The following is a 23,284-nucleotide window of genomic DNA, read 5'->3' on the forward strand; positions in this document are numbered from 1 at the left end:
GAGTGACCAGCAGATCGGGCGAGGCCGAGCGGCTCCGCGACCTAGCGCTCCTGCGTCGGGTGCGCGACCGGATGGACCGGGAGTACGCCCAGCCGCTCGACGTCGAGGCGCTGGCGCTCGACGTGCACATGTCCGCCGGGCACCTGAGCCGCCAGTTCAAGGCGGCGTACGGCGAGTCGCCGTACAGCTACCTCATGACCCGGAGGATCGAGCGGGCGATGGCACTGCTCCGCCGTGGCGACCTGAGCGTCACGGAGGTGTGCTTCCAGGTCGGCTGCCAGTCGCTGGGCACGTTCAGCACCCGCTTCACCGAGCTCGTCGGGATGCCACCAAGCGAGTACCGGCGGCGGGCCGCGGACGACGTCGCCGGGATCCCGCAGTGCGTCGTCAAGCAGGTCACCAGACCGGTCAGGAATCGAGAAGCGTCGGTCCGGGACCCGCTACTAGCGTGAGTCCCATGGACATCACCATTCACACCGCGGCGCTGCCGCACGACGACCCCGAGGCGTCGCTGGCCTTCTACCGTGACGCCCTCGGCTTCGAGGTCCGGACCGACGTCGGCAGCGGCACCATGCGCTGGATCACGGTCGGCCCGGCGAACCAGCCCGAGACCTGCATCCTGCTCGGGCCGGCTGCCGCGAACCCCGGCATCACCGACGCGGAGCGCGTCACCGTCAGGGAGATGATGGCCAAGGGCACCTACGGCTGGATCATGCTCGCGACCGACGACCTCGACGCCGCCTTCGACCGCGTCCAGGCCACCGACGCCGAGGTGGTGCAGGAGCCGACCGAGCAGCCGTACGGCATCCGCGACTGCGCCTTCCGCGACCCCGCCGGCAACATGGTCCGGATCCAGGAGGTGCGCTGAGGTGAAGACGATGACGTGCGCCCAGCTCGGTGGCGCCTGCGACCTGCGGCTGCGTGGCGAGACCGCCGACGACGTGATCAAGGCGCAGGACAAGCACCTGCGCGAGGCGGTCGCCGACGGACAGACCGACCACGAGGCGGCCCTGAAGGACATGAAGGGCCGCTGGAAGCACCCCCTCAAGGGGATGGGCTGGTACAAGGACACCAAGAAGGCCTTCGCCGCACTCCCGGAGGATTGACCGCATGGCCGAGCCCGCCGACTCCCACGACCTGATCCGGGTCACCGGCGCCCGCGTCAACAACCTCAAGGACGTCAGCGTCGAGATCCCGAAGCGCCGGCTGACCGCGTTCACCGGCGTCTCGGGCTCCGGGAAGAGCTCGCTGGTGTTCGGCACCATCGCGGCCGAGTCACGGCGGCTGATCGACGAGACCTACTCGACCTTCGTGCAGGGCTTCATGCCGAGCCTGCCCCGGCCCGACGTCGACGCGCTCGAGGGCCTCACCACCGCGATCCTGGTCGACCAGGATCGCGTCGGCGCCAACCCACGCTCGACGCTGGGTACGGTCACGGATGCCCACGCGATGCTGCGCTCGCTCTTCAGCCGCCTCGGGACGCCGTACATCGGTGGGCCGACGGCGTTCTCGTTCAACATCCCGACCACGCGAGCCAGCGGCGTGATGACCGGACCCAAGGGCGAGAAGAAGATCGTGAAGGACGCCGTCTATCTCGGCGGCATGTGCGCGGAGTGCGAGGGCCGGGGAACCGTCTCCGACCTCGACCTCTCCGTCATCATCGACGAGTCGAAGTCGCTGGTGGAGGGCGCGATCCTGGTGCCGGGCTACACCGCGGACGGCTGGCTCGTGGCGACCTACATCGAGTCCGGGTTCGTCGACCCGAGGAAGCCGATCAAGGACTACACCGAGAAGGAGCGCCACGACCTGCTGTACAAGCAGACGACCAGGATCAAGGCGAAGGGCATCAACGTCAGCTACGACGGGCTGATCCCGAAGATCCGCAAGTCGATGTTCAGCAAGGACGTCGACTCGCTCCAGCCGCACATCCGGGCGTTCGTGGAGCGGGCGGCGGTGTTCAAGACCTGCCCGGCCTGTGAGGGCACCCGGCTCAACGAGTCGGCGCGCTCGTCGAAGATCGACGGCGTCAGCATCGCGGACGTCTGCGCCATGCAGATCACCGACGCGGCTGCCTGGCTGGGCGGCGTCCACGACCCCGGAGTCGCGCCCCTGGTCGACGGGCTGCGGCGGCTGCTCGACTCCTTCGTCGAGATCGGCCTCGGCTACCTCTCGCTCGACCGGCCCTCGGGCACGTTGTCCGGGGGAGAGGCGCAACGGACCAAGATGGTGCGCGCCCTCGGGTCGGCGCTCACCGACGTCACCTACGTGTTCGACGAGCCCACGGTCGGCCTGCACCCCCACGACATCGCGCGGATGAACAAGCTCCTCCTCGACCTCCGCGACAAGGGCAACACGGTGCTGGTCGTCGAGCACAAGCCGGAGACCATCGCGATCGCCGACCACGTCGTCGACCTCGGCCCGGGGGGCGGCACCGGGGGAGGGACGATCTGCTTCGAGGGCACGGTCGAGGGCCTGCGGATCTCCGACTCCCTCACGGGACGGCATCTCAGCCACCGGGCGCGGCTGAAGGGCGACGTACGCTCCCCTTCGGCACAGCTGGCGATCCGCGGCGCCACCGAGCACAACCTCCAGGACGTCGACGTCGACGTGCCGCTGGGCGTCCTGTGCGTGGTCACCGGCGTCGCCGGCTCGGGCAAGTCGTCCCTGGTGCACGGGTCGATCAGCGCCGAGGAAGGCGTCGTCTACGTCGACCAGGGCGCGATCAAGGGGTCGCGACGGTCCAACCCGGCGACGTACACCGGCCTGCTCGAGCCGATCCGCAAGGCGTTCGCCAAGGCCAACGGCGTCAAGCCGGCGCTGTTCTCGGCGAACTCCGAGGGTGCCTGTCCGACCTGCAAGGGCAACGGGATGATCTACACGGAGCTCAGCTTCATGGAGACGGTGGCGACGCCGTGCGAGGACTGCGGGGGCAAGCGGTTCCAGGCCGCGGTGCTGGAGCTGCCGTTCGGCGGGCTGAACATCGCCGAGGTGCTCGACCTCCCGGTCGCCGAGGCCCACGAGTTCTTCGCCTCGGGTGAGACGAGGACGCCGGCCGCCGCGTCGATCCTCGAGCGGCTCGAGGACGTCGGGCTCGGGTACCTGAGGCTCGGACAGCCCCTGACGACCCTCTCCGGCGGCGAGCGCCAGCGGCTCAAGCTCGCCATGCACATGGGGGAGAAGGGCGGCGTCTACGTCCTCGACGAGCCGACCAGCGGCCTGCACCTGGCCGACGTCGACCACCTGCTCGCCCTGCTCGACCGCCTGGTCGACTCCGGCAAGTCCGTGATCGTGATCGAGCACCACCAGGCGGTGATGGCGCACGCCGACTGGATCATCGACCTCGGCCCGGGCGCCGGCCGTGACGGCGGCCGCGTGGTGTTCGAGGGCACGCCCGCTGCTCTCGTCGCCGACGGCTCGACCCTCACCGGCCAGCACCTGGCTGCGTACGTGACGTCGAGGTAGTCCCTGACTCAACTACCTGCGACACGCCGTACGGAGAGCATTTTCGTCAGGGAGTACCACCGCGAGGCGCATCCAGACGTTGCACCCGGCGAGGGCCGGCGGTCAGGCGGTAGGACGTCTCGACGAGCTCGGCGACCTCGTCCCAGTCCGGGTCGCGGTCGAGATGGACGCCGACCCAGCCCGCGACGCCGAGGTACATCGGCAGGTAGCACGTGGGGGACTCGCGCAGCGCCGGCAGCTCGATCGGATCGGCCCGGACGAGCACGGACGACCGGTGGCGGATGTGGCCGTCGCCGACCTTCTCGCTGCCGCCGAAGTACGCGAACACCTTGGTCGTGTAGAAGGCCAGGCTGCCGTGGGACAGCTTCTCCGCCGCGTCCGGCAGCGCCAGTGCGATCTCCCGGAGCCGCGCGAGGGCCGGGCCCTCGTCGTACGTCGGTGGGTGGGCCACGACACCACGGTAGTCAGCACGGACGCCCCGAGCCGCGCAGCTCGTGACGCTCCGGGACCTCGGCAGGACGACGAACATCTGCAAGGCTGACGCCGTGCGGAAACTGACCTACGGCATGAACGTGAGCCTGGACGGCTACATCGCCGCGCCCGGCGCCGACATCAGCTGGACCGTGCCGAGCGACGAGCTGTTCCAGTGGTGGTCCGACCGGGTGGGTCCGGCGCGCCTGGCGCTGTACGGGCGTCGGCTGTGGGAGACGATGAGCTCGCACTGGCCCACCGCCGCGCAGCAACCCGGCGTCGATCCGGCGGAGATCGAGTTCGCCGGCCGCTGGCTGGCCATGCCCAAGGTGGTGTTCTCCTCGACGACCAGCACGGTCGACTGGAACGCCCGCCTGGTCACCGGCGACCCGGTCGCCGAGATCACCCGGCTCAAGGCCGAGGACGGTGACCCCATGGACATCGGCGGCGCTGCCCTCGCCGCGGCGGCCATGCGGGCTGGGCTGATCGACGAGTACGTGCTCGCCACCGCACCGGTCCTGATCGGGGGCGGGACGCCGTTCTTCGCCGCCCTGGACAACTGGGTGGACCTGAACCTCGTGGAGACCCGGACGTTTCCCGACGGCGTGGTGCTCACCAGGTACGAGACCAGACGCTGAGGACCTGAACCGATGGCTCCAGAGCCGTCAGGATCCGTAGGTCACCACGAAGTTGGCCGCCCGGGCTTGCGTATCGCGCTCAACGGATATCGCCGATAACTGACATTATGTCAACATACGAAGGGATCAGTCCCAGTCCGTGATCCGGACGTCCCGCGGCGCCGGTGCCCCCTGCCCGGTCTCCACGAGCGCCTTGAGGCTCATCAGGAAGGTGCCCCACTTGGTGCTGCAGTGGTGCATGAACTCGACGGGTTCGGCCCAGCCGCGGTGGGCGAACAGGATCCTGGTCCAGTCGCCGTCCTGGCGCAGCTGCCAGTCGATCGTCGTGCCGACCCACTCCGGCGGCCCGTCCACGACGCGCCAGGACACGCTCTTGCCGGGCACCGCCTCGAGCACCTCCATGTCGAAGCCGCCCTTGTCCCCGAACCGGAAGGCAACGGTCCCGCCGGCGTCGCCGTCGCCCGACGTCTCCTCCGTCCACCAGCCGGCCAGTCCGTCGATCGTCGTCAGCACGTCTTACACCTTCTCGGGTGCCGGCGCCTTCACGCCGACGCTGTGCAGGATGTCCACCATCTCGATCACTCCTTCTCGTCCTGTACGTCCTGGGAGTCCTGCGCCCGCTGGACCGCCTCCGCGATCCGCTTGATCCGCCGCAGCCGCGCGTCCCAGGCGGAGCCGACCGACTCCAGCTGCGCCACCGCGACCGCGAGCTGCACGCCGTCGACGCGGTACTTCCGCTCCCGGCCCTCGGGCGTTCCCCGCACCAGCCCGACCCGGTCGAGCACGCCGAGGTGCTTCGCCACCGCCTGGCGGGTGACCGGCAGCTCCGCGCTGAGGGAGGTCGCGGTCCCCTCGCCCACCAGCAGCAGGTCCAGCAGCCGCCGGCGCGTCGGGTCGCCGATCGCCGACCACAGGTCGTCGTCGACGGCGCCGAGCACGGCGCTCACCGCGGGTCCAGAGAGGCGACGTACGGCGCGATGCGCGGCAGGAAGTGGTCCCACCCGGTCTCGTGCTCGCGGTACTGCTCCTCCAGGACAGCGGCCTCCCAACCCATCTCCCGGAAGCCGGTCTCGGTGAGCCTGAGCCGCGTGCCCGTCCCGCTCGGCACCAGCTCGAACGTGACGAGCAGCGAGTTGCCCTCCGCCGCCGCCTCCCCCGCAGGATGCGTCCAGCGGAACGTGAAGGTCCGCGGCGGGTCGACCTCCAGCACGGTCAGCCGGGCCGCTCCCCCGCCGGCGTCCGGGTCGCCGAACACGATCTCCCCCGTGGCGCCGGGCACCGCCTCGTAGTGCGCCTCGTCCGGCCACCACTCCCGCACGTGCTCCGGCCTGCTGACCACCTCGAACACGACCTCGGGGGTCGCGTCGATGTGGATCTCCCGCTCGATGGTCCCGAACTCCATGGCTCCTCCTGCAACGTTTGGTTGCATGTGACGCTAGGTCATTCCGTCCTGATGTGCAACCGTGGGTTGCAGGATGTGTCCAGACCGGTTTCCGGACGGTTTTGGCCGCATAGCCTTCCGGACACGCTCTCGTTGCCACGGCAACGAACGCAGTCAACGAGGCGGGTCAACACATGTTCAGGTTCCAGCGTCGGGTGGCCATCGGCGCGAGCTTCGCGCTCGGCACCGCCCTGCTCCTCCTCATCCCGGTCCAGGGCGCCCAGGTCGCCGCCGCGTCGGACCCGAGCGAGTCCACCATCGGCGCTCCCCCGGGCGACTCCACGAAGCCCGTGACCCAGAAGGCCACCTGGACGGGCTCGTTCGCCGCCACCGGCGTGCTCGACCCCTCGGTCTGCGCGGAGGGGGTCACCTGTGACTCCGAGACGCTGCACCTGACCGTCCCGAAGGACTTCTGGAAGACCCACAGCGGCTCACTCGAGGCAACGATCGCCTGGGACGACGCCAGCGCCGACCTCGACCTCTACGTCTACGACAGCCAGGGCGCGCTCGTCGCGCAGTCGGCCAGCAGCGGGGGCACCAGCGAGAAGGCCACGCTCGGTCAGCTCGCGCCCGGTGACTACACGGTCACCGCGGTGAGCTTCGCCGCCGTCCCCGGGACGACGTACGACGGCTCGGTCACGATGACCAGCCAGCAGCTCGTGAAGTCGATGACGCTGCCCGAGGACAAGAGCTCCCTCATGCACGACCTGACCGTGAAGTACCCGCTGCGGGTGGTCTTCGTCGGTCGAACGCCGACCAAGGAGCAGGTCGCCGAGCTGAAGAAGTGGATCCCGAGCCAGTACCAGCCGACCGTCGCCAACGTCGCCGGCGCCCCCAGCCCGGACGGCGTCCTCAGCACCGCGTCCGGCCTGCTGAACTGGAACCGCGGCGCGTTCGCCCCCGGCCAGGACCCGTACTTCCTCGGCACCCGCTTCACGTACGACGTGCACGTCTACTCCGCCACGAAGGCCTACAGCAAGGCGCTGTTCGCCCGGGCGAAGAAGCACACCGCTGACGCACAGACGTTCAAGGACCCGACGATGACCGCGCAGCTGGTCAAGTACGACCAGTCCTTCGGCAAGTACCGCGTCGTCGACGGCGTCGAGCACCAGGTCACCGACCCGAGCACCGTCGACATGGTCGACGGCTACGCCGTCGAGGACTGGATGTGGCGGTCCCGGACCCAGGCCAGGTGGAAGTGCGCGTTCATCGACGTCGAGTCGAAGAAGTGTGCGAGCGCCCGCATCCTGCAGGACACCCCGGGCTACCACGACCCGTTCTACGACAAGCACGGACTCGACCTCGACAAGATGCCGGAGGGCGTGAACAAGGGCTCGACCTATCTGTTCCTCGACACGTTCACGCCGTCGTACGCCGGCGACTACTTCCGCCAGGACGCCTACCACACCTGGACCACCGACAAGGTGATCAAAGGCCAGATCGTCCAGAAGCCGGTCGCCGACGGCGGCTCGTGGCGGATCACCGACCCGGACACGAACGGCTGGGCCGGTGTGGACTTCGCGCGCACCTGGGGCGGCCGCTACCGCTGGCACTTCTTCGACCTGGGCGCCGCGCCGAACAACTACGAGAGCGCCGCCTGGCTGGGCAAGGGCGTCGACGCGATGTCGAGCGACTACCCGATGGGCGACCCGCCGATCTGGCAGTACGAGAACGACCCCGAGTGGCAGCAGAACCCCTGCCCGGCGAGCGTCCCGGAGTACCTCGGCGACCCGACGCCGTGCACGATGATGCCGCGCCTGGGCCGCGACGTGGCGTACGGCCTGTTCTTCCGGTCGACGGCCGGTTACCTGTACCGCCCGATCCCCCAGGGCGACGTCTACTGGCTGGCGACCACGAACTTCACCGACTTCTACTCGCGGCCCCAGTGGGTCGGCGGCGCCCCGGTCTCCGGCGACTACGGCAACTGGTGGACTGACCCGAGCAAGCTCTACAAGATCGACTCGGTCAAGGCCAGGACCCACGACGACACGCTGCGCTGGCTGTCCTCGGCGATGCCGTACGTGCGCTGGGTCGGCCGCAAGGGCGAGGTCGTGCCGCTCTACGACCCGAAGACCGGCAGGAAGACCGGCACGCTCGACACCTCGCCCAAGTACGCCGACCTGCCGGCGCCGGAGTACCACGTCCGGCAGAGCGGCGCGGACGTCGACCTGGTGCCCGAGCCGCTGTACGGCGGGAAGCACGTCATCAAGCACAACAGCGACGGCTCGACCATCGACCTGACCGAGTTCCAGAACCAGATCGAGAAGGCCAAGGCGTCCGGGCTCCTCGGGGCGTCGTACGACGACTCTGTCAACACCGACATCATCCGCGACTACATCGACGCCCACCGCAAGGGCATGGCAGACATCGAGCCGGGCCTGGGCACGGTGCCGTCACTGAACATGGTGTTCGAGAAGGCCTACACGTGGGCGCTGCCGGCGATCGTGGGCGGCATCGCGCTCGCCGGCGCGGACGGCAACGCCTGGGGCGTCTTCAACAACGTCAACGACCGGTTCAAGGCCTGCTCGGCGAACTACCCGGTCTACGACCCGTCGACCGACCAGGACGGCGACAAGGTCTCGCTGCTGCCCTGCACGCCGACCCAGGAGACCGGCACCGGGTTCAGCTACACGATCGAGCACGAGGCCGCGCACAACCTCGGCCTCTCGCACCCGCACGACGGCTCCTACGGCGTCGAGCGGTGCCCCGAGGGCGACCCGAACGCCGGGAAGTGGGCCTGCTACTGGGCCGGGCTCGGCTGGGTGATGGACGTGTCCGCGGCGCCGACGACGTACGCGATGGACTACCGGCCGTACGAGGTCGAGGACCAGGACCAGCTCCAGCGCGGTCACGTGGCGGAGTACCTGCTCGCCGGCCAGGAGGCGCTGAACCGGCTGCTGGCGTCGGAGAGCGCGGACGGCCGCACGACCCCGGACGCGAAGTTCCACCGGCGCTACGACCGCTACCGGCAGTTCAAGGCGGTCGCGGTGAGCCTGTTCCGGCGCGGCGACTACCTGCACGCGGAGTACGCCGCACGCAACGCGGCCCTCGCGGCGCGCGGCGTACCGCAGACCCGGTCGAACACGGTCAGCCCGAAGCTCGTGCAGGCCGGCCAGATCTACTACTGGAAGGTCGACCCGCAGTCGACCGCCGGGCTGACCTACGGGCGCCGCGATGGCTGATCGGCGCCTGGCGGGCGCGGTGCTGGCGGCGGCGACACTGCTGCTGGTGGCCGCGCCCGCCGCGCCGGTCGACGCGCACGCGACGGCGGTGGCCGCCTGGCCCGCACCGGGTCAGGTGCTCGTGGCCGCACCGGACCGGATCACCATCGAGTTCAGCAACGACGTGGAGCCCCAGGTCGACGTCGCGGTCGTCGACCCCAGCGGGCAGTCCCTGATGGTCGGCGACCCGGTCGTCGAGGGCCGCTACGTGACCCAGCAGCTCCGCCAGTCCGACGCGGTCGGCGGCTACGTCGCGGCGTTCCACGCCGTGGCCGTCGACCTCCACCCGATCATCGCCCGGATCGACTACACGGTCGACCCCGACGCGACGGCCACCACCAACCCCGCCGGCGACCCGCCGGACCTCGCCGCGGTCGCGGCGGAGCCCACGTCCGCCGACGAGGGCGGGAACCAGCTGCCCGCGCTGCTCCTGCTCGTCGGGGTCGGCGTCCTCGTCGGGGTGACGGTCCTGCACCTGGTGTCGCGCCGGACGGTCAGCGCCCGACGTTGAGCAGCGCCGCCGTCGACGTGTCGGCGGATGGCGCATTCCAGTCCCCCGTCGAACTCGAGGGGGCGGAACCCATCCACCTCCGCGGCGGTCCATGCGTCGACGTCTAGGCTCGCCCCGTGACGGCCGACGCGAGGAAGAAGCACCGCCCCTGGTGGCAGGAGACGATCCTCCTCCTGGTGATCGCGGTGGCCCTCGCGCTGCTGATCAAGACCCTCTTCGTGCAGGCGTTCTACATCCCGTCGCCGTCGATGGTGCCCGGGCTCGTGAAGAACGACCGGATCCTGGTCGAGAAGCCGTCGTACTGGTTCGGCGGTACGCCGCAGCGCGGCGACGTCGTGGTGTTCGCCGACCCGGGCGACTGGCTGGGTCCCGAGGAGGCGGCCCCGCCGAGCAGCGAGGTCGCGAAGCTGATGAGCCACATCGGCCTCTACCCGGCCGGCGGCCACCTCGTGAAGCGCGTCATCGGCGTCGCCGGCGACACCATCGTCTGCTGCGACGACCAGGGCCGGATCACGGTCAACGGGCAGCCGCTCGACGAGGACGACTACGTCAACGACCCGACGACCACGACCTGCCGTGGACCGATGGGCCCCGGCGACTGCGAGTGGACCGCGGGCCCGGTCCCCGCCGGTCACCTGTTCGTGATGGGCGACAACCGCAACGAGTCGGCGGACAGCAGCTTCCACCTGTGCCGCCCCGACGACGACACCTGCAACCCGGCGGACGCCTACGTCGACACGGACCTCGTGGTCGGACGGGTCTTCGCGGTGATCTGGCCGCACGACCACTGGGACCGCCTGCACCGGCCGGCGACGTTCGCGGACGTCCCCGGCCCGAAAAGTTGAATCCGGTAGTACCGTCGTCGCCATGGCCGATCTCGACCTGGAACGGATCAGCGCCGAGCGCGACCGCATCCGGGACACCTACCTCGCCCCGGCGTCCGACCGGCCCGCCTCGTCCGCTCGGGGCCTGCACCACGTCGCGATCGTCTGCACCGATGTCGAGCGAACGGTGCGCTTCTACCAGGGCGTCCTGGAGTTCCCGCTCACCGAGATCTTCGAGAACCGTGACTACGCGGGCTCGAACCACTTCTTCTTCGACATCGGGAACGGCAACCTGATCGCGTTCTTCGACTTCCCCGGCCTGGACGTCGGCGCGTACGCCGAGGTGCTCGGCGGCCTCCACCACCTGGCGATCTCGGTCGAGCCGGAGCGCTGGGAGCGGCTGCGGGCCAACCTCGACGAGGCAGGTGTCGAGTACGTGCTCGAGAGCGGGACCTCGATCTACTTCCGCGACCCCGACGGCACCCGGCTCGAGCTGATCGCCGACCCGCTGGGCGCGATGTACGGCACCGAGGTCCTCTAGCTCCTCGGCATCAGCCGGCCCGCGTCAGACCTCGGCGAGCCGCGGCAGCACGTCCGCGCAGATCCGGGTGGTCCAGCCGACCGGGTCGTCGGTGGGCGGCATCAGCGTGACGAGGCTGATGCCCAGCTCGGCGTACTGCGCCATGTCCTCGAGGTAGGCGTCGGTCTCCGCGATCGGATCGGGCCCGCCGCTCGGGTTGATCATGGTCTTCTCGATCTCGTCGTAGTCGCGGCCGACGTCGTCACAGTGCCGGCGGAGCACGTCCAGCTTGTGGCGCACCCCGTCCGGTCCCTCGGGGAAGAGGTTGCACGCGTCGGCGTACTGCGCGACCAGGCGGAGGGTCTTCCGCTCTCCCCCACCGCCGACCAGGATCGGCGGGCGCGGCTGCTGCACGGGCGGCGGGACGCAGTACGTCTCGGCGAGCTGGAAGTGCCGGCCGTCGTACGGCCCGTTGTCGTCGCTCCACATCTGCTCAACGATCTGCAGCGTCTCCTCGAGCCGCTCGAAGCGCTCCGCGGTGGGCGGGAACGGCACGCCGAGGCCGAGGTGCTCGCGGTCGTACCAGGCCGCGCCGAGGCCGAGCATCGCGCGGCCCCGGGACAGCACGTCCAGGGTGGTGACGATCTTCGCGAGCAGGCCGGGGTGGCGGTACGTCGCGCCGGTGACCAGCAGGCTGAGCCGGACGCTCTCGGTCTGCCCGGCGACGTAGCCGAGGGCCGTGTAGCCCTCGAGCATCGGCTCCGGCGGGCCGCCGAGCCCCTCCATCTGGAAGTAGTGATCCATGACCGTGAAGAGTGCGGCGCCGCCCTGGTCGGCGGCCCGGGCGGTGCCGGTCAGCCGGTCCAGGAGCTGGTGCTCCCAGTCGGGATGGGTGAAGTTCGCGTAGTGGATGCCGATGCGCACGGGCTGAACCTACGCCCCGGCCCACAACCAGCGGCCGCCGACGACGAGGCAGCCGACGGTCACCACGAGGAACACGGCCACCCACAAGAGCCCGGGCAGCCGCGTGAGCCGGGCGAGCAGGTCCGCGTCGGAGTCGCGTGCCAGGCCGCCCCGCCGGCTGCGCTGGAGCTCGAGCACCGGACGAGGCGCGGCCACCAGCAGGAACCAGGCGCCGGTGTACGCCGCCAGCGACTGCGCGGCAGCGCTCCCCCACCACGACACGGCGGCGACGGCGAGGCCGGCGACGAGCACGACGTACAGGCCGTAGAAGTTCCGGATCTGGAGCAGCAGCAGGCCGAGCAGCAGCACCGCCAGCCAGAGCACGGCGAGTGCGTGTCGCTCGCGGAGCAGGAGCGCGGCACCCAGGCCGAGCACCGCCGGGCCGACGTACCCCGCGAACGCCGTGACCACCATGCCCGGGCCGGTTCGCCGCCCCTTCGACACCGTGAGCCCGGAGGTGTCCGAGTGCAACCGGATGCCGGCCAGCCGGCGACCGCTGAGCAGTGCGGCGACGCCGTGCGCGCCCTCGTGGGCGATCGTCACGACGTGCCGGGCGACCTGCCAGAGCCGCGGGACGAGCACCAGCGCCAGCGCGACGACGGCCGTCGCCACCACGCTCCCGTGCGCCGGCAGCGGCTGGGTGCCCGTGACGTCCTGCCAGATCCGGTCCAGCGCTGAGTGGTGGGGCACGGGGGAAAGCGTGCCCGACCGGGCTCATGGGTACGACGGCGGCATGAGCGACGACAAGATGGAAGCCATCCAGGCGGTCGTGGACCGCGTGACGTCGTGGCAGGACGGAGCGACCGAGGACACGGTCGAGTCCGAGCTGCGCGACGGGTTCGGCGAGGCCGGCGTCGACGTGCCGGACGAGGACGTGCGCAAGCTCGCCGACGCGATCCAGGAGGAGCACGGCGCCGTGTCGGCCCAGCAGGTCCTGTCCGCATGAGCGACGCGACCGTCGAGGCGGTCGGGAAGCTGTCGGAGGCGTTCGAGGTGGTCGAGGACGCCCGCGGCAGCCTGTACCGGTTCCACCGCATGTCCGGGCGGGCCGACTTCGCGCTCGGCGACGCCGTCCGGATGCTGCGCGACGCCGGGCATCCCGAGCTCGCCGACCGGATCGACCGCGAGCTGCTCGGCCGCAACGTGCTGCCGGGGATGTGGACGTTCCAGGTGGTCGAGGGCTACGACGACACCTACTACTCGGTCTTCCAGCGCCTCGTGACCGAGGCCCGCGAGCAGCTCACCGGTGGCGAGCGGCACACCTACGAGGCCCGGTTGAAGTCCGAGCGGCACACGCAGGACGACGACGGCGGGGGCGAGCGCGAGTGAGTACGTTGGGCGACATGGCGACCCCGACGTACGAGCTCAACGACGGCAACACGCTGCCGGCCATCGGCTTCGGCACCTACCCGCTCAGGGGCGACGAGGGCGTCGCGGCGATCCGCTCCGCGATCGAGGTCGGCTACCGGCTGGTCGACACCGCGGTGAACTACGGCAACGAGTCGGAGGTCGGCGAGGCGATCCGGCAGAGCGGCCTGCCGCGCGACGAGCTCCGGGTGACCTCGAAGATCCCCGGTCGCCACCACGGGTACGACGACGCGGTCCGCAGCACCCACGAGTCGCTCGAGCGGCTCGGGCTCGAGTACCTCGACCTGCACCTGATCCACTGGCCGAACCCGCGCCTCGGCCGATACGCCGAGGCGTGGAGCGCCCTCGTCGACCTGCAGAAGGAGGGGCTGGTCCGGTCGATCGGCGTCTCCAACTTCTCCCCCGAGCATCTCGAGCGCATCATCGACGACTCCGGGGTGACCCCGGCGGTCAACCAGGTCGAGCTGCACCCGTACTTCCCACAGGCCGTGATGCGCGACGTCAACGAGGGCTACGGGATCCGCACCGAGTCCTGGAGCCCGCTGGGCAAGCGGCAGGCGCCGTTCACCGAGGGGCCGGTCGCCGGCGCGGCGGAGAGGTACGGCGTGACTCCCGGCCAGGTGATCCTGCGCTGGCAGGTGCAGCTCGGCGCCATCCCGATCCCGAAGTCGGCAACCCCCGAGCGGCAGCGGCAGAACCTCGACGTCTTCGGGTTCGAGCTCACCGCGGAGGAGGTCGCCGCGATCAGCGGCCTGGGCCGGGCCGACGGGCGCCTGTTCGGCGGGGATCCCGACACCCACGAGGAGATGTGAGGCCGCGTTGAGCGTGCCGACGCCCTACCTGCGCGTCGACACCGCCCGGCTGCGGTCGAACATCACCCGCGTCGCGGAGCTGGCCACCGCTTCCGGCGTGTCGCTGCGGCCGCACGCGAAGACGCACAAGTGCGCCGAGATCGCCCGGCTCCAGCTGGCCGCGGGCGCGGTGGGGCTCACCGTGGCGACGATCGGGGAGGCCGAGGCGTTCGTGGACCACGGCGTCGAGGACGTGTTCATCGCCTACCCGTTGTGGCTGACCGCGGAGGCGGCGCGCCGGCTGCGTGACCTGGCGGGCCGCGCCGACCTGGCCATCGGCGTCGACTCGGCGGAGGCCGCGGCCCGCGCCGGCGCGCTGCTCGGCGACTCCGGTGTCGCGGTCCTGGTCGAGGTCGACTGCGGGCAGCACCGCAGCGGGATCCTCCCGGCCGGTGCGGGGTCCGTCGGCACCGCCGCGGTCGAGGCGGGGCTTCCGGTGCGGGGGCTGTTCACGTTCCCGGGCCACAGCTACGCACCCGACGCACTGGTGAGTGCCGCGGACGACGAGGCGCGGGCGCTCCGCTCCGCCGTGGCGTCGTTCCGCGCCGCCGGGCTGGAGCCGGACGTGGTGAGCGGCGGCTCGACACCCAGCCTCGCGCACGCCCACACCGACGTCCTCACCGAGCTGCGGCCCGGCGTGTACGCGTTCGGCGACGCCCAGCAGTGGGAGCTCGGCACCACCACGCCGGACGAGATCGCGCTCGCCTGCGTCGCGACCGTGGTCAGCCACGCCGGCGGCCGGCTGGTGCTCGACGCCGGCAGCAAGGCGCTCGGCGCGGACCGGGCGGCGTACGCGAGCGGCTGGGGCCGCCTCCCGGCGTACCCGGAGGCCCGCGTCGTGCAGCTCTCCGAGCACCACGCCGTGGTCGACCTCGCCGGAGCGAACCTGCCGGCGCTGGGCAGCCGGGTCGACGTCGTACCGAACCACGTGTGCAACGCGGTGAACCTCGCCGAGGTGCTGTGGGCGGACGGCGAGGCCTGGCCGGTCGTGGCCCGTGGCCGGAACTCCTGACCCCCTCCCCTACGATCGGCCCATGCTCCGACGCGTCGCCCTGCCCCTGGCCGTCCTCACCGTGCTCGCCCTCGCGGGCTGCGGGTCGGACGGGCCGGACACCGCCACCGACTCCGGGTCGTCGGTGAAGACGACCTCGTGCAGCTACGACAAGAACGGCCAGGCGGCCGCGAAGGACGTGGACCCGCCGTCCTCGGACGCGCCGGCCGAGGGCACCGTGGACGTCACCCTGAAGACCAGCGCCGGCGACATCCCGATCACGATGGACGCGGCGGCCACGCCGTGCGCGGTCAACTCGTTCGTGTCGCTGGCCGACCAGGGCTACTTCGACAAGACGCCCTGCCACCGGCTGACGACCCAGGGCATCTACGTGCTCCAGTGCGGGGACCCGACCGGCAGCGGGATGGGCGGGCCGGGCTACCAGTTCGACGACGAGCTCGGGGGCGACGAGACGTACCCAGCGGGCACGGTGGCGATGGCGAACGCCGGCCCCGACACCAACGGCTCGCAGTTCTTCCTCGTGTACGCCGACACCCAGCTGGACGCCGCCTACGACGTGATCGGCCGGATGGACAAGGCCGGCATCGACGTGGTCAAGCGGGTTGCCGAGAAGGGCACCGCGAACGGCGGCGCGGACGGGGCTCCGAAGGTCCCCGTCACGATCGAGTCGGTGACGACGGACTAAGCGGGAACCGCACCCCGGTCAGCTCCTCCGACCGGGTCCACAGCCGCTTGGCGAGGTCGGGGTCCGACGCGGCCTGGCTGCGGCCGACGCTGGTCGGCCACCCCGTCATCTCCAGGAAGCCGCCCGGCCCGATGAAGGTGTTGCCGGGGACGTCCATCGTGGCGGCGTAGAGCGTAGTCAGCGCCCCCTTCCAGCCCGGCATGCCCACCAGCCGGTGGCCCCACGAGCCGACCCAGGTCTTGAACCGGTTGCCGGTGTTCGCGGTGATCGACGTCGCCGTCGATCCGGGGTGCGCACCCGTCGCGCGGAGCGTCGAGCCGGCCGCGGTCAGCCGGCGCTGGAGCTCGGCCATGAACAGCAGGTTGGCCAGCTTGGAGGCGCCGTACGCCGCGAACGGCTTGTACGGACGTCGCTCCCAGCTCAGGTCGTCCAGGTCGAGGTCCGCGCTGTGGTGGGAGTCGGAGGACACCACGACGACGCGGTCGGTGAGCCGCGGGAGCAGCAGGTTCGCGAGCGCGAAGTGGCCCAGGTGGTTCGTCGCCAGGTGGGTCTCGAACCCGTCGGCCGTCAGCGCCCGCGGCACCGCGAGCACGCCCGCGTTGTTGATCAGGACGTCGACCGGGCCGACGCCCTCGGCGAACTCCCGGACACTGGCCTGGTCGGCGACGTCCAGCCGCCGGACCTCCACCGTGCCCTTGATGCCGGCCGCGACCGCCCGACCCTTGTCGAGGTTGCGGACCGCGAGCACGACGTCCGCCCCGGACGCCGCGAGCGCCCTCGCCGTCTCGAGCCCGAGCCCGCCGCTCGCGCCGGTGACGACGAAGCGGCGGCCGTCCTGGCGGGGTACGGCGTCCCAGCGGCCGGGACGCTTGCGCCGGGCCACCTCAGCGCTCGTGGTACTCGATCGGGGCCCCGAGCTGGACGGTGCGGCCGACGGTGCACAGCCGGTCGCGGGACTGCGCGACGGCGCGCGGCAGCGCCTCGCGGGCGCGGTCGCCCTCCTCGCCGTCGGGGAACCGGACCCGGAAGGTCACCTGGAGGTCGGTCAGGTGGTTGCCGCCATCGTCGCGGACCTTGTCGCCCTCGGCGACGACGTCGAGCGAGATCGCGCCCGCGCGCTTGCCGGTGATCAGGTCGACGTCGATCGCGCTGCACCCGGCGATCGCGGCCAGGAGCAGCTCCACCGGGGTGAAGTCCGGGTCGCCGCCCGAGCCGATCGGGAGCACTCCCCCACGCGCGTTGGTCGCCTTGTAGCGACCCTCGCCGATCTTCGTGAGGTCGATGCTGCGGTGGGCGTTCTCGGCGACGGGCGGCTGCGGCAGGTCGGGGCTCATGGCCACAGGGTGCCAGACCGGCGACACGCCCGGGATCCGCCTGCGGGTTGTGTCGACGGGATCGATCGGGGACGGTGGAACGGGTACGCAACCGCTACCCGGAAGGCGAGCATGCTCACCCTCACCGAGAACGCCAGTGCCATCGTCAACGAGATCACCTCGCAGCCCGGCCTCGCCGAGACCGCAGGCCTGAGGATCACCACCGAGGACAGCGCCGAGACCGCGTTCGCCGTCTCCGCCGCGCAGGCGGGCGAGCCGGGCGACCAGGTCGTCGAGCAGAACGGTGCCACCGTCTACCTCGACGCCTCGGCCGCGGAGCTCCTCGAGGACAAGGTCCTCGACGCCGCCGTGGACCCGTCCGGGAAGGTCGAGTTCGCGCTCGCCGTCCAGGGCTGACCTCGCTGCCGCAACCCACTCCGCCGAGCCGGCGCGGTCCCTCTCGACCGCGTCGGCTCGGTGCGTTCCGGGGCGTCCTGGGGCGTTGTGTGGCGAGTTTCCGGACGCCGGATGGTGCGCGGATTGGTCACCAACCGCACGTGGGAGCGTGCCCAATCTGCGGTTGGTGACCAATCCCCGTGCTCAGGCGGCCGGGAGCCCCGCGACCAGGTCGGTGCGGACGAACCCGTTGCGGACCCGCTGCGGGTGGTCACCGACGGGGGCGGTCTGCACGATCCGGCCGGTCCGGTAGGAGATCTTGGCGATCTCGTCGGTGCCGCTCCAGGAGATGTAGCAGTAGCGGCCGTCGTAGCTCTGGGTGACCCAGTAGGGCTTGCCGTCGGCCTTCTTCAGCAGCTTGCCGTGCTGCCAGTCCGACGTGGACACGACCGTCGCGTAGTCGTCCATGGTGCCGGCGACGCAGATCTTCGTGCCGGCCGGGTTCATGGCGATGCCGTGGTGCGCGGAGTCGAGGACGTACTGCTCGCGCGGCATGTCGGGGACCAGGTTCGGCAGCCGCACGACCTTGACGATCCTGCCGGTGCGCAGGTCCATCCCGACGAAGCCGTGGAAGAACGACAGCTGGAAGTACACGGTCTTCTCGTCGGGAGACAGCGTCATCGGCCGTACGGCGGTCGACATCCGGTCCAGGCCCCGGTCGTCGAGCGCCTTGCGGAGGTCGTAGCGGCGGACCACGTCCAGGGTGCGGGCGTCGGCGACCTCGAAGACCCGCTCCTGCTTCGTCGAGTCCGCCTCCGGCTGGTCCAGCGGGCTGTAGACCATGCCGATGCTGGCGTGCAGGATCTTGCGGCCACCGTCGATGAACACGCTCTCGTGCGGTGACCCACCGGAGGGGAACCGGCCGACCTCGGTGCCGTCCTTGACCCGCAGCACGTGCACGACGTCGCCCGTCGACGCGCTGACGACCACGCGCCGCCCGTCGGGCGACAGCGCCATGTGGTCCGAGCGCACGCCCGCGACCGGGAAGCGCCACACGATCTGCTGGGTGGCCAGGTCGATGGCCACGACGTCGGCGAAGGACGGCCGCGAGACGACGAGCAGCCGACCGTCGTTCGAGGAGTACATGTCGTCGACGAACTGGTCGTGGCCCTCGCCGATCAGCGCGCGGATCGCGAGGAAGTAGGCGAACCGGTAGGCGTTCGTCGTGATCTCCTGCATCCGCTCGTCCTTGTCGGGCACCACGTCGATCCGGCCGAGCCGCTCGAACGTCTCGGGATCGAGCACGTCGGCGGTGCCGGCCCAGTTGTTGCCGACGAACACCACCCGGCGTACGTCGTCGGCGCGACGCTCGAGGGAGCCCCGGGTCTCCTCGGCCGACGCCGGCGGAGCCAGGGCCACGGTGGCGGCGACGGTGGCCAGGGCGGTGATCGCGACGCGGAGCCTCATGCCGGGAGAACGACCCCGCGTCGAGAGCGCGTTACGCCGCCGGCCCGCGTGACGTGTGCGACGCTGCCCGCATGAAGCGACTCATCTCGGGTGTGATCGCGCTCGCCGCCGTGGTGCTGACCGGAGGTCCCGCGTCCGCCGCCCACCTCAGCATGAGCGACCCCGCCGGAGACCGCTCCGGTCACGGCCTCGACCTCACCGGCGCGACGCTGCGCAACCTCGGCGAGCGGATCGTCGTCGACGTCGAGTTCGTGCGCTCGGTGCGGGGCGACCTGATCGTGAGCGTCGACCCGCGGCACGCGCGCGGCGTCCGGCTGGTCAGCGAGTACGACCCGGTCGGGCACACCCGCAACCGTGTGCTCGCGGGCTCCTTCGGCGACCACGACACCGGTGAGGAGCCGGAGCGGGTGCCCTGCCGTGGGTTCCGGGTGCGCTGGAGCGCCGACGAGCCGACGGTCCGGCTGATCATGCCGGCCAGCTGCCTGACCGGCGGCGACTACACCGCGGTGCGCTTCGCCGTCCTCACCGAGCGGGACGGGGACACCGACTACCTGCCCGACGAGACCGGCCAGTCGCCCTGGGTGCCGCGCGGCTGACCCTGCGCCCGCTCGTCGGGACCGCGCTCGACCCGCAGGCTCACGGCAGGGAGGTCGAACCACCGGAGGTGCTCGAAGTCCTCGCTCACGTTGGCCGGGTGCGAGTCCAGGTCGGGCCCGGCGGCCGCGGCCAGGATCGCGGCGCCGTCGCGGAGGTGCTCGGCGAGCAGCTCCTCTCCCCCGGTCGCCTCGTCGGACGGCATCGACAGGCGGCCACCGGCGTACGAGACGTCGTGCAGGCTCAGCGGCGGCGTGACCACGCCGTCCCGGTGCCGCCACATTCCCGTGGCCGGGTCGAACCGGTAGTCGCCGAGCAGTCGCCAGCCGTCGCGGGCGACCAGCCGGACCGTCTCGACCAGGTAGTCGACGACCGCGTCGGAGACGAAGTAGTTGAAGTTCACGCGTACCCAGCCGGGCTTGATGCCCTCGCAACCGCCGGTGATCTCACGCTCGAACTCGTGCGAGCGCTCCAGGTCGATGCCGAGCAGCCGGTGGCCGTACGGTCCCGCGCAGGAACAGCCGCCCCGCGACTGGACGCCGAAGAGGTCGTTGAGCAGCGCGACGACGTAGTTGTGGTGCAGGTACCGACCCGACGGTGAGCGCAGGACGAACGACACGATCGAGAGCCGCGGCGCGTCCAGGTTGCCGAGCAGCTCGACGGCCGGCTCGGACCGCCACGCCTCGACGGCCCGCCGGAGGTGCCGCTCCTCCTGCTCCCGGATCGTCGTGGTCCCGACCGCATCCTTGAGCTGGAACACCAGGCCGGCGCGGATGGACTCGATGATCGCGGGCGTGCCGCCCTCCTCGCGGTGGGTCGGGTCGGCGAGGTAGCGGTGGTCGTCGTCGTTGACGTACGCCACCGTGCCGCCGCCGGGCACGTCCGGCACCCGGTTCGCGAACAGCTCCCGGCGCGCCACCAGCACCCCCGGCGTCGACGGCCCGCCGATGAACTTGTGCGGCGAGAGGAAGAGCGCGTCCTTGTACGACAGCGGCCGGTCCCCGAACGGGCGCATCGTGATGTCGATGTACGGCGCCGCAGCGGCGAAGTCCCAGAAGCTCAACGCCCCGTGCTCGTGCAGCAGCTCGGCGATCCCGGCCGTGTCGGAGAGGATGCCGGTCACGTTGGAGGCGGCCGAGAACGAGCCGATCTTCAGCGGCCGCTCGGCGTACTTCTCGAGCTGTTCACGCAGGTCGACGAGGTCGGCGCCGCCGTCGGCGTCCTGACGGATCGTGACGACGTCGGCGATCGTCTCGCGCCAGGAGATCTCGTTCGAGTGGTGCTCGTACGGCCCGATGAACACCACCGGCCGCTGGGCCGGCGGGACGTGCTCGCTGAGCGCGTGGGTGTCGTCGAGCACCGACGGGATCCGCAGGCCCAGTACGCCGATCAGCTTGGCGATCGCCCCGGTGCACCCCGAGCCGGCGAACAGCACCACGGTGTCCTCGTCGCCGCCCACCGCGGCGCGGATGATCTCGCGGGCGTCCTCGCGCAGGCGGGTCGTCTGCAGGCCGGTGCCACTGGACTCGGTGTGGGTGTTGGCGTAGCCGGGCAGCACCTGGTCGCGGATGAAGTCCTCGACGAACGCCAGCGCGCGACCGGACGCGGTGTAGTCGGCGTACGTCACCCGGCGGCGGCCGTACGGCGTCTCCATCACGTGGTCCTCGCCGATCACCGAGTCCCGGATCAGTGCGAGGAGCTCATGCGTCCCCACCTCCACGGGCCTCAGCGTAGACCTCCGCTCAGCGGATGAAGGCCTCCGAGACCGCCTGGCCGCGGACCACGCCGCCGACCGGGCCGAGCACCGTCTGGACGTACCGCGGCGTCCCGGCGCGGCGAGCCGCGGCGGTGACGCTGGCGTGACCGGAGTGGACCCGCGGGCCGCTGGCCAGCAGCACGACGACCTCGTCGTGACGGACCTGCCGGTCCAGCCAGGCCTGCATCTGGCCGAGGTCGCGGGGAGGCCGGCCGAGGTCGACGCGCGACCCGCCCGCGACACCGAAGAACCCGAGCCGGCCGGAGAACCGCGCCGGGACGTCGAGGCTGCCGGGCAGGACCGTCGTCGTGCCGCCACCGGTGAGGGTCACCCGGACCGCGAGCCTGCCGCCGCCCCGGACGACCAGCCCCGAGTGACGCGACACGGTGACCCACTCGCCACCCTGGCGGGCCTGCACCCGCGAGATCTTGAACGACGTGACGTCGTCACGCAGCGTGCTGTCGGTCGTGACCGAGTCGATGGAGACGCCGCCCATCCGGGCGATGCCGTAGACCAGGTCACCGAGGCCGAAGCCGAGGCGGTACGTCAGGTCGCTGCTCGACGAGTAGAGGTCCGAGGAGTGCAGCTCGAACGGCGTGCCGTCGCCGTCGGTGCCGGTGATCGTCCAGGCGAGGTCCTCCGAGCCCTTGATCGGGCCGTCGACGACCGCCTGGTGGTTGGCGAGCAGCTCGTAGAACGCCGTCGAGGCGAGCGCGTCCGGGGTGTCGAGCGTGACGTACGAGACGCCGGTCCGCGACCGGTCGGCGTACGTCAGCGACGAGGTGATGTCGGTGGTCGCCGGCAGGGCGCCGATCGTGCCGGTGATGCCGGCGAGCCGGTCGTCGGTGATCGTGCCGACCGGGGCACCGAGGTTGGCCACCTTGAAGCCGGCGACCAGTCCTCCTGGACGTAGATCGCGTCGGCGGGGTGCATCGCCAGCGTGGTGCTGCCCGAATAGTCGAGCGGGTGCCCGAAGCCGACGACCCGGTCGCCGCACACCGAGGTGGCGGTGCCGACACCGGCCATGGTGACGTCGCCGTAGGCCAACGAGGCGGCGAGGTTGCCCCCCGCGACGATGTCGCCGGCCGTCGCGTCCGCGGCACCAGCGCGCCCCACGGCGTACGCCGAGCGCGGCAGCCAGCTGCGGTCGCCGGCCCTGGCCGCGGCGGCCGTGAGGCGCCCGGCGCCGACCCCGGCCACGCCGAGCGGCATCGGCAGCTGGGCGAAGCCCTGCTCCGCGCGGGCCGCGGACACGTCGCTGCCGCGGGCGATCTGGCGGGCGGCGGTGCGGTCGACCGCGATGCCGTCCTGCATGGGGTCAGCCATGTGGTCGTCCATGTGGTCGTACGGCGTCACGCCGGCGACCGGCGAGCTGCCCATCGCCAGGCCGTAGCTCACGGCCCCGATGAGGCGGCCGTCGGCGGCATACACCGGAGAGCCGGACATGCCCTGCCAGATGCCGACCCGGTCGATCTCGGGCGACGTCAGGCGGACCATGACCATGTCGACGTCCGGGCCGATGCCGTCGTCGAGGACCCCGAGCACCTCCCCGGTGAAGCCCTCCGGCGTCGTGCCGTGGCTGACGGTCAGGCCGGTGACGGCGTCGCCCGCCGCGAGCTGGTCGACGGGGAAGGCGACCGCGCAGTCGCCCGCCGGGGCGGCCGACTGGGCGGGAGACGTGGTGACGGCTGCGCCGGCCAGACCGAGGCCGGCGACGGCCGCGAGGGACGCGAGGGCGCGGGCGCGCCGGGTGCTGCGTGACATGCTGTCGCTCCCGAGATCGGACGGAGA

The 23,284-nt window shown here is 71.4% G+C and carries 28 protein-coding genes; 16 read left to right on the forward strand and 12 right to left on the reverse strand.

Going from position 1 to position 23,284, the window contains the following annotated elements; genetic code table 11:
* The first annotated feature begins 2 nt into the window (after window positions 1–2).
* From ACVW2K_RS15915 to ACVW2K_RS15930, 4 genes are read left to right on the forward strand one after another with little or no spacing between them, the layout of a single operon-like run.
* The gene (locus tag ACVW2K_RS15915) at window positions 3–452 is read left to right on the forward strand and encodes a helix-turn-helix transcriptional regulator (RefSeq protein ID WP_028638253.1); all 450 of its coding nucleotides are present in this window, start codon (window positions 3–5) and stop codon (window positions 450–452) included.
* Between the two features lie 5 nt (window positions 453–457).
* Entirely contained in the window at window positions 458–868 is a 411-nt protein-coding gene (locus ACVW2K_RS15920; protein ID WP_457203176.1) for a VOC family protein, read from the forward strand.
* A 10-nt stretch (window positions 869–878) separates the two neighbouring features.
* On the forward strand, window positions 879–1,106 hold the full coding sequence (locus tag ACVW2K_RS15925; protein ID WP_457204080.1) for a hypothetical protein: 228 nt from the start codon (window positions 879–881) through the stop codon (window positions 1,104–1,106).
* A gap of 4 nt (window positions 1,107–1,110) precedes the next feature.
* The gene (locus tag ACVW2K_RS15930) at window positions 1,111–3,462 is read left to right on the forward strand and encodes an ATP-binding cassette domain-containing protein (RefSeq protein ID WP_457203177.1); all 2,352 of its coding nucleotides are present in this window, start codon (window positions 1,111–1,113) and stop codon (window positions 3,460–3,462) included.
* Between the two features lie 46 nt (window positions 3,463–3,508).
* Here the strand turns inward: ACVW2K_RS15930 and ACVW2K_RS15935 are convergent, their stop codons facing one another.
* Window positions 3,509–3,913, reverse strand: a complete 405-nt coding sequence (locus tag ACVW2K_RS15935) for an MmcQ/YjbR family DNA-binding protein (protein ID WP_036570810.1) — start codon at window positions 3,911–3,913, stop codon at window positions 3,509–3,511.
* A gap of 94 nt (window positions 3,914–4,007) precedes the next feature.
* Between ACVW2K_RS15935 and ACVW2K_RS15940 the strand changes: the two genes are divergently transcribed.
* On the forward strand, window positions 4,008–4,571 hold the full coding sequence (locus ACVW2K_RS15940) for a dihydrofolate reductase family protein (protein WP_457203178.1): 564 nt from the start codon (window positions 4,008–4,010) through the stop codon (window positions 4,569–4,571).
* 126 nt (window positions 4,572–4,697) lie between these two features.
* Here the strand turns inward: ACVW2K_RS15940 and ACVW2K_RS15945 are convergent, their stop codons facing one another.
* The 3 genes from ACVW2K_RS15945 to ACVW2K_RS15955 form a co-directional block, all read right to left on the reverse strand.
* Window positions 4,698–5,084, reverse strand: coding sequence for an SRPBCC family protein (locus tag ACVW2K_RS15945; protein WP_457203179.1), 387 nt, complete (start codon window positions 5,082–5,084; stop codon window positions 4,698–4,700).
* 65 nt (window positions 5,085–5,149) lie between these two features.
* Complete coding sequence (locus ACVW2K_RS15950) at window positions 5,150–5,518, reverse strand: ArsR/SmtB family transcription factor (protein WP_231496250.1); 369 nt, start codon at window positions 5,516–5,518, stop codon at window positions 5,150–5,152.
* Complete coding sequence (locus ACVW2K_RS15955) at window positions 5,515–5,973, reverse strand: SRPBCC family protein (RefSeq protein ID WP_028638244.1); 459 nt, start codon at window positions 5,971–5,973, stop codon at window positions 5,515–5,517. The genes ACVW2K_RS15950 and ACVW2K_RS15955 overlap by 4 nt, the downstream gene beginning before the upstream one ends.
* A 173-nt stretch (window positions 5,974–6,146) precedes the next feature.
* Between ACVW2K_RS15955 and ACVW2K_RS15960 the strand changes: the two genes are divergently transcribed.
* The 4 genes from ACVW2K_RS15960 to ACVW2K_RS15975 all read left to right on the forward strand — a co-directional run bounded on the left by ACVW2K_RS15960 (window position 6,147) and on the right by ACVW2K_RS15975 (window position 11,109).
* Window positions 6,147–9,194: a hypothetical protein gene (locus ACVW2K_RS15960; protein ID WP_457203180.1), complete on the forward strand. Its 3,048-nt coding sequence runs from the start codon at window positions 6,147–6,149 to the stop codon at window positions 9,192–9,194.
* Complete coding sequence (locus ACVW2K_RS15965) at window positions 9,187–9,744, forward strand: copper resistance CopC family protein (RefSeq protein WP_457203181.1); 558 nt, start codon at window positions 9,187–9,189, stop codon at window positions 9,742–9,744. The genes ACVW2K_RS15960 and ACVW2K_RS15965 overlap by 8 nt, the downstream gene beginning before the upstream one ends.
* 116 nt (window positions 9,745–9,860) lie before the next feature.
* A complete protein-coding gene (gene lepB / locus ACVW2K_RS15970; RefSeq protein ID WP_051549372.1) occupies window positions 9,861–10,589 on the forward strand; it encodes a signal peptidase I in 729 nt (242 codons plus the stop codon).
* A 22-nt stretch (window positions 10,590–10,611) separates the two neighbouring features.
* Complete coding sequence (locus ACVW2K_RS15975; protein WP_457203182.1) at window positions 10,612–11,109, forward strand: VOC family protein; 498 nt, start codon at window positions 10,612–10,614, stop codon at window positions 11,107–11,109.
* Window positions 11,110–11,133: 24 nt separating this feature from the next.
* Here the strand turns inward: ACVW2K_RS15975 and ACVW2K_RS15980 are convergent, their stop codons facing one another.
* Window positions 11,134–12,012 carry an LLM class F420-dependent oxidoreductase gene (locus ACVW2K_RS15980; RefSeq protein ID WP_028638241.1) on the reverse strand — a complete coding sequence of 293 codons (879 nt, stop codon included), beginning with the start codon at window positions 12,010–12,012 and terminating at the stop codon, window positions 11,134–11,136.
* Window positions 12,013–12,021: 9 nt separating this feature from the next.
* Window positions 12,022–12,741 (reverse strand): M50 family metallopeptidase, encoded by a 720-nt coding sequence (locus tag ACVW2K_RS15985; RefSeq protein WP_028638240.1) that lies wholly within the window; start codon window positions 12,739–12,741, stop codon window positions 12,022–12,024.
* A gap of 43 nt (window positions 12,742–12,784) precedes the next feature.
* Between ACVW2K_RS15985 and ACVW2K_RS15990 the strand changes: the two genes are divergently transcribed.
* The 5 genes from ACVW2K_RS15990 to ACVW2K_RS16010 are packed head-to-tail and all read left to right on the forward strand — an operon-like array spanning window position 12,785 to window position 15,967.
* Entirely contained in the window at window positions 12,785–12,997 is a 213-nt protein-coding gene (locus ACVW2K_RS15990; protein ID WP_457203183.1) for a hypothetical protein, read from the forward strand.
* A complete protein-coding gene (locus ACVW2K_RS15995) occupies window positions 12,994–13,380 on the forward strand; it encodes a hypothetical protein (protein WP_036570808.1) in 387 nt (128 codons plus the stop codon). The genes ACVW2K_RS15990 and ACVW2K_RS15995 overlap by 4 nt, the downstream gene beginning before the upstream one ends.
* Window positions 13,381–13,394: 14 nt before the next feature.
* On the forward strand, window positions 13,395–14,231 hold the full coding sequence (locus ACVW2K_RS16000; protein WP_028638238.1) for an aldo/keto reductase: 837 nt from the start codon (window positions 13,395–13,397) through the stop codon (window positions 14,229–14,231).
* 13 nt (window positions 14,232–14,244) lie between these two features.
* Window positions 14,245–15,282, forward strand: coding sequence for an alanine racemase (locus ACVW2K_RS16005; protein WP_457204081.1), 1,038 nt, complete (start codon window positions 14,245–14,247; stop codon window positions 15,280–15,282).
* A 22-nt stretch (window positions 15,283–15,304) separates the two neighbouring features.
* The gene (locus ACVW2K_RS16010) at window positions 15,305–15,967 is read left to right on the forward strand and encodes a peptidylprolyl isomerase (protein WP_457203184.1); all 663 of its coding nucleotides are present in this window, start codon (window positions 15,305–15,307) and stop codon (window positions 15,965–15,967) included.
* On the opposite strand, the gene ACVW2K_RS16015 is transcribed toward ACVW2K_RS16010, so the two are convergent.
* Complete coding sequence (locus ACVW2K_RS16015; RefSeq protein ID WP_028638235.1) at window positions 15,939–16,850, reverse strand: oxidoreductase; 912 nt, start codon at window positions 16,848–16,850, stop codon at window positions 15,939–15,941. The genes ACVW2K_RS16010 and ACVW2K_RS16015 overlap by 29 nt on opposite strands.
* A gap of 1 nt (window position 16,851) precedes the next feature.
* A complete protein-coding gene (locus tag ACVW2K_RS16020) occupies window positions 16,852–17,301 on the reverse strand; it encodes an OsmC family protein (protein ID WP_457203185.1) in 450 nt (149 codons plus the stop codon).
* 111 nt (window positions 17,302–17,412) lie between these two features.
* Here ACVW2K_RS16020 and ACVW2K_RS16025 point away from each other — a divergent pair, with 111 nt between their 5' ends.
* Window positions 17,413–17,697 carry a Fe-S cluster assembly protein HesB gene (locus tag ACVW2K_RS16025; protein ID WP_028638233.1) on the forward strand — a complete coding sequence of 95 codons (285 nt, stop codon included), beginning with the start codon at window positions 17,413–17,415 and terminating at the stop codon, window positions 17,695–17,697.
* 183 nt (window positions 17,698–17,880) lie between these two features.
* On the opposite strand, the gene ACVW2K_RS16030 is transcribed toward ACVW2K_RS16025, so the two are convergent.
* Window positions 17,881–19,143, reverse strand: coding sequence for a YncE family protein (locus ACVW2K_RS16030; RefSeq protein ID WP_457203186.1), 1,263 nt, complete (start codon window positions 19,141–19,143; stop codon window positions 17,881–17,883).
* A gap of 71 nt (window positions 19,144–19,214) precedes the next feature.
* Between ACVW2K_RS16030 and ACVW2K_RS16035 the strand changes: the two genes are divergently transcribed.
* Window positions 19,215–19,739, forward strand: a complete 525-nt coding sequence (locus ACVW2K_RS16035; protein WP_457203187.1) for a hypothetical protein — start codon at window positions 19,215–19,217, stop codon at window positions 19,737–19,739.
* Here ACVW2K_RS16035 and ACVW2K_RS16040 read toward each other — a convergent pair.
* The 3 genes from ACVW2K_RS16040 to ACVW2K_RS16050 are packed head-to-tail and all read right to left on the reverse strand — an operon-like array spanning window position 19,691 to window position 23,257.
* Window positions 19,691–21,457, reverse strand: a complete 1,767-nt coding sequence (locus ACVW2K_RS16040; protein ID WP_457203188.1) for an aminotransferase class V-fold PLP-dependent enzyme — start codon at window positions 21,455–21,457, stop codon at window positions 19,691–19,693. The genes ACVW2K_RS16035 and ACVW2K_RS16040 overlap by 49 nt on opposite strands.
* A gap of 22 nt (window positions 21,458–21,479) precedes the next feature.
* Window positions 21,480–22,373, reverse strand: coding sequence for a hypothetical protein (locus ACVW2K_RS16045; RefSeq protein WP_457203189.1), 894 nt, complete (start codon window positions 22,371–22,373; stop codon window positions 21,480–21,482).
* On the reverse strand, window positions 22,265–23,257 hold the full coding sequence (locus ACVW2K_RS16050) for a hypothetical protein (RefSeq protein WP_457203190.1): 993 nt from the start codon (window positions 23,255–23,257) through the stop codon (window positions 22,265–22,267). Before ACVW2K_RS16050 ends, ACVW2K_RS16045 begins: the two co-directional genes overlap by 109 nt.
* Window positions 23,258–23,284: the final 27 nt, after the last annotated feature.

This window comes from Nocardioides sp. HB32 (assembly GCF_054058995.1).

Coding starts and splice junctions, on each gene's coding strand:
- ACVW2K_RS15955 (WP_028638244.1), bottom strand. CDS start 5,973: ATGGAGTTCGGGACCATCGAGCGGGAGATCCACATCGACGCGACCCCC.
- ACVW2K_RS15990 (WP_457203183.1), top strand. CDS start 12,785: ATGAGCGACGACAAGATGGAAGCCATCCAGGCGGTCGTGGACCGCGTG.
- ACVW2K_RS15995 (WP_036570808.1), top strand. CDS start 12,994: ATGAGCGACGCGACCGTCGAGGCGGTCGGGAAGCTGTCGGAGGCGTTC.
- ACVW2K_RS15920 (WP_457203176.1), top strand. CDS start 458: ATGGACATCACCATTCACACCGCGGCGCTGCCGCACGACGACCCCGAG.
- ACVW2K_RS16020 (WP_457203185.1), bottom strand. CDS start 17,301: ATGAGCCCCGACCTGCCGCAGCCGCCCGTCGCCGAGAACGCCCACCGC.
- ACVW2K_RS15960 (WP_457203180.1), top strand. CDS start 6,147: ATGTTCAGGTTCCAGCGTCGGGTGGCCATCGGCGCGAGCTTCGCGCTC.
- ACVW2K_RS15975 (WP_457203182.1), top strand. CDS start 10,612: ATGGCCGATCTCGACCTGGAACGGATCAGCGCCGAGCGCGACCGCATC.
- ACVW2K_RS15965 (WP_457203181.1), top strand. CDS start 9,187: ATGGCTGATCGGCGCCTGGCGGGCGCGGTGCTGGCGGCGGCGACACTG.
- ACVW2K_RS15930 (WP_457203177.1), top strand. CDS start 1,111: ATGGCCGAGCCCGCCGACTCCCACGACCTGATCCGGGTCACCGGCGCC.
- ACVW2K_RS16035 (WP_457203187.1), top strand. CDS start 19,215: ATGAAGCGACTCATCTCGGGTGTGATCGCGCTCGCCGCCGTGGTGCTG.
- ACVW2K_RS15925 (WP_457204080.1), top strand. CDS start 879: ATGACGTGCGCCCAGCTCGGTGGCGCCTGCGACCTGCGGCTGCGTGGC.
- ACVW2K_RS16000 (WP_028638238.1), top strand. CDS start 13,395: ATGGCGACCCCGACGTACGAGCTCAACGACGGCAACACGCTGCCGGCC.
- ACVW2K_RS16010 (WP_457203184.1), top strand. CDS start 15,305: ATGCTCCGACGCGTCGCCCTGCCCCTGGCCGTCCTCACCGTGCTCGCC.
- ACVW2K_RS16030 (WP_457203186.1), bottom strand. CDS start 19,143: ATGAGGCTCCGCGTCGCGATCACCGCCCTGGCCACCGTCGCCGCCACC.
- ACVW2K_RS16025 (WP_028638233.1), top strand. CDS start 17,413: ATGCTCACCCTCACCGAGAACGCCAGTGCCATCGTCAACGAGATCACC.
- ACVW2K_RS16050 (WP_457203190.1), bottom strand. CDS start 23,257: ATGTCACGCAGCACCCGGCGCGCCCGCGCCCTCGCGTCCCTCGCGGCC.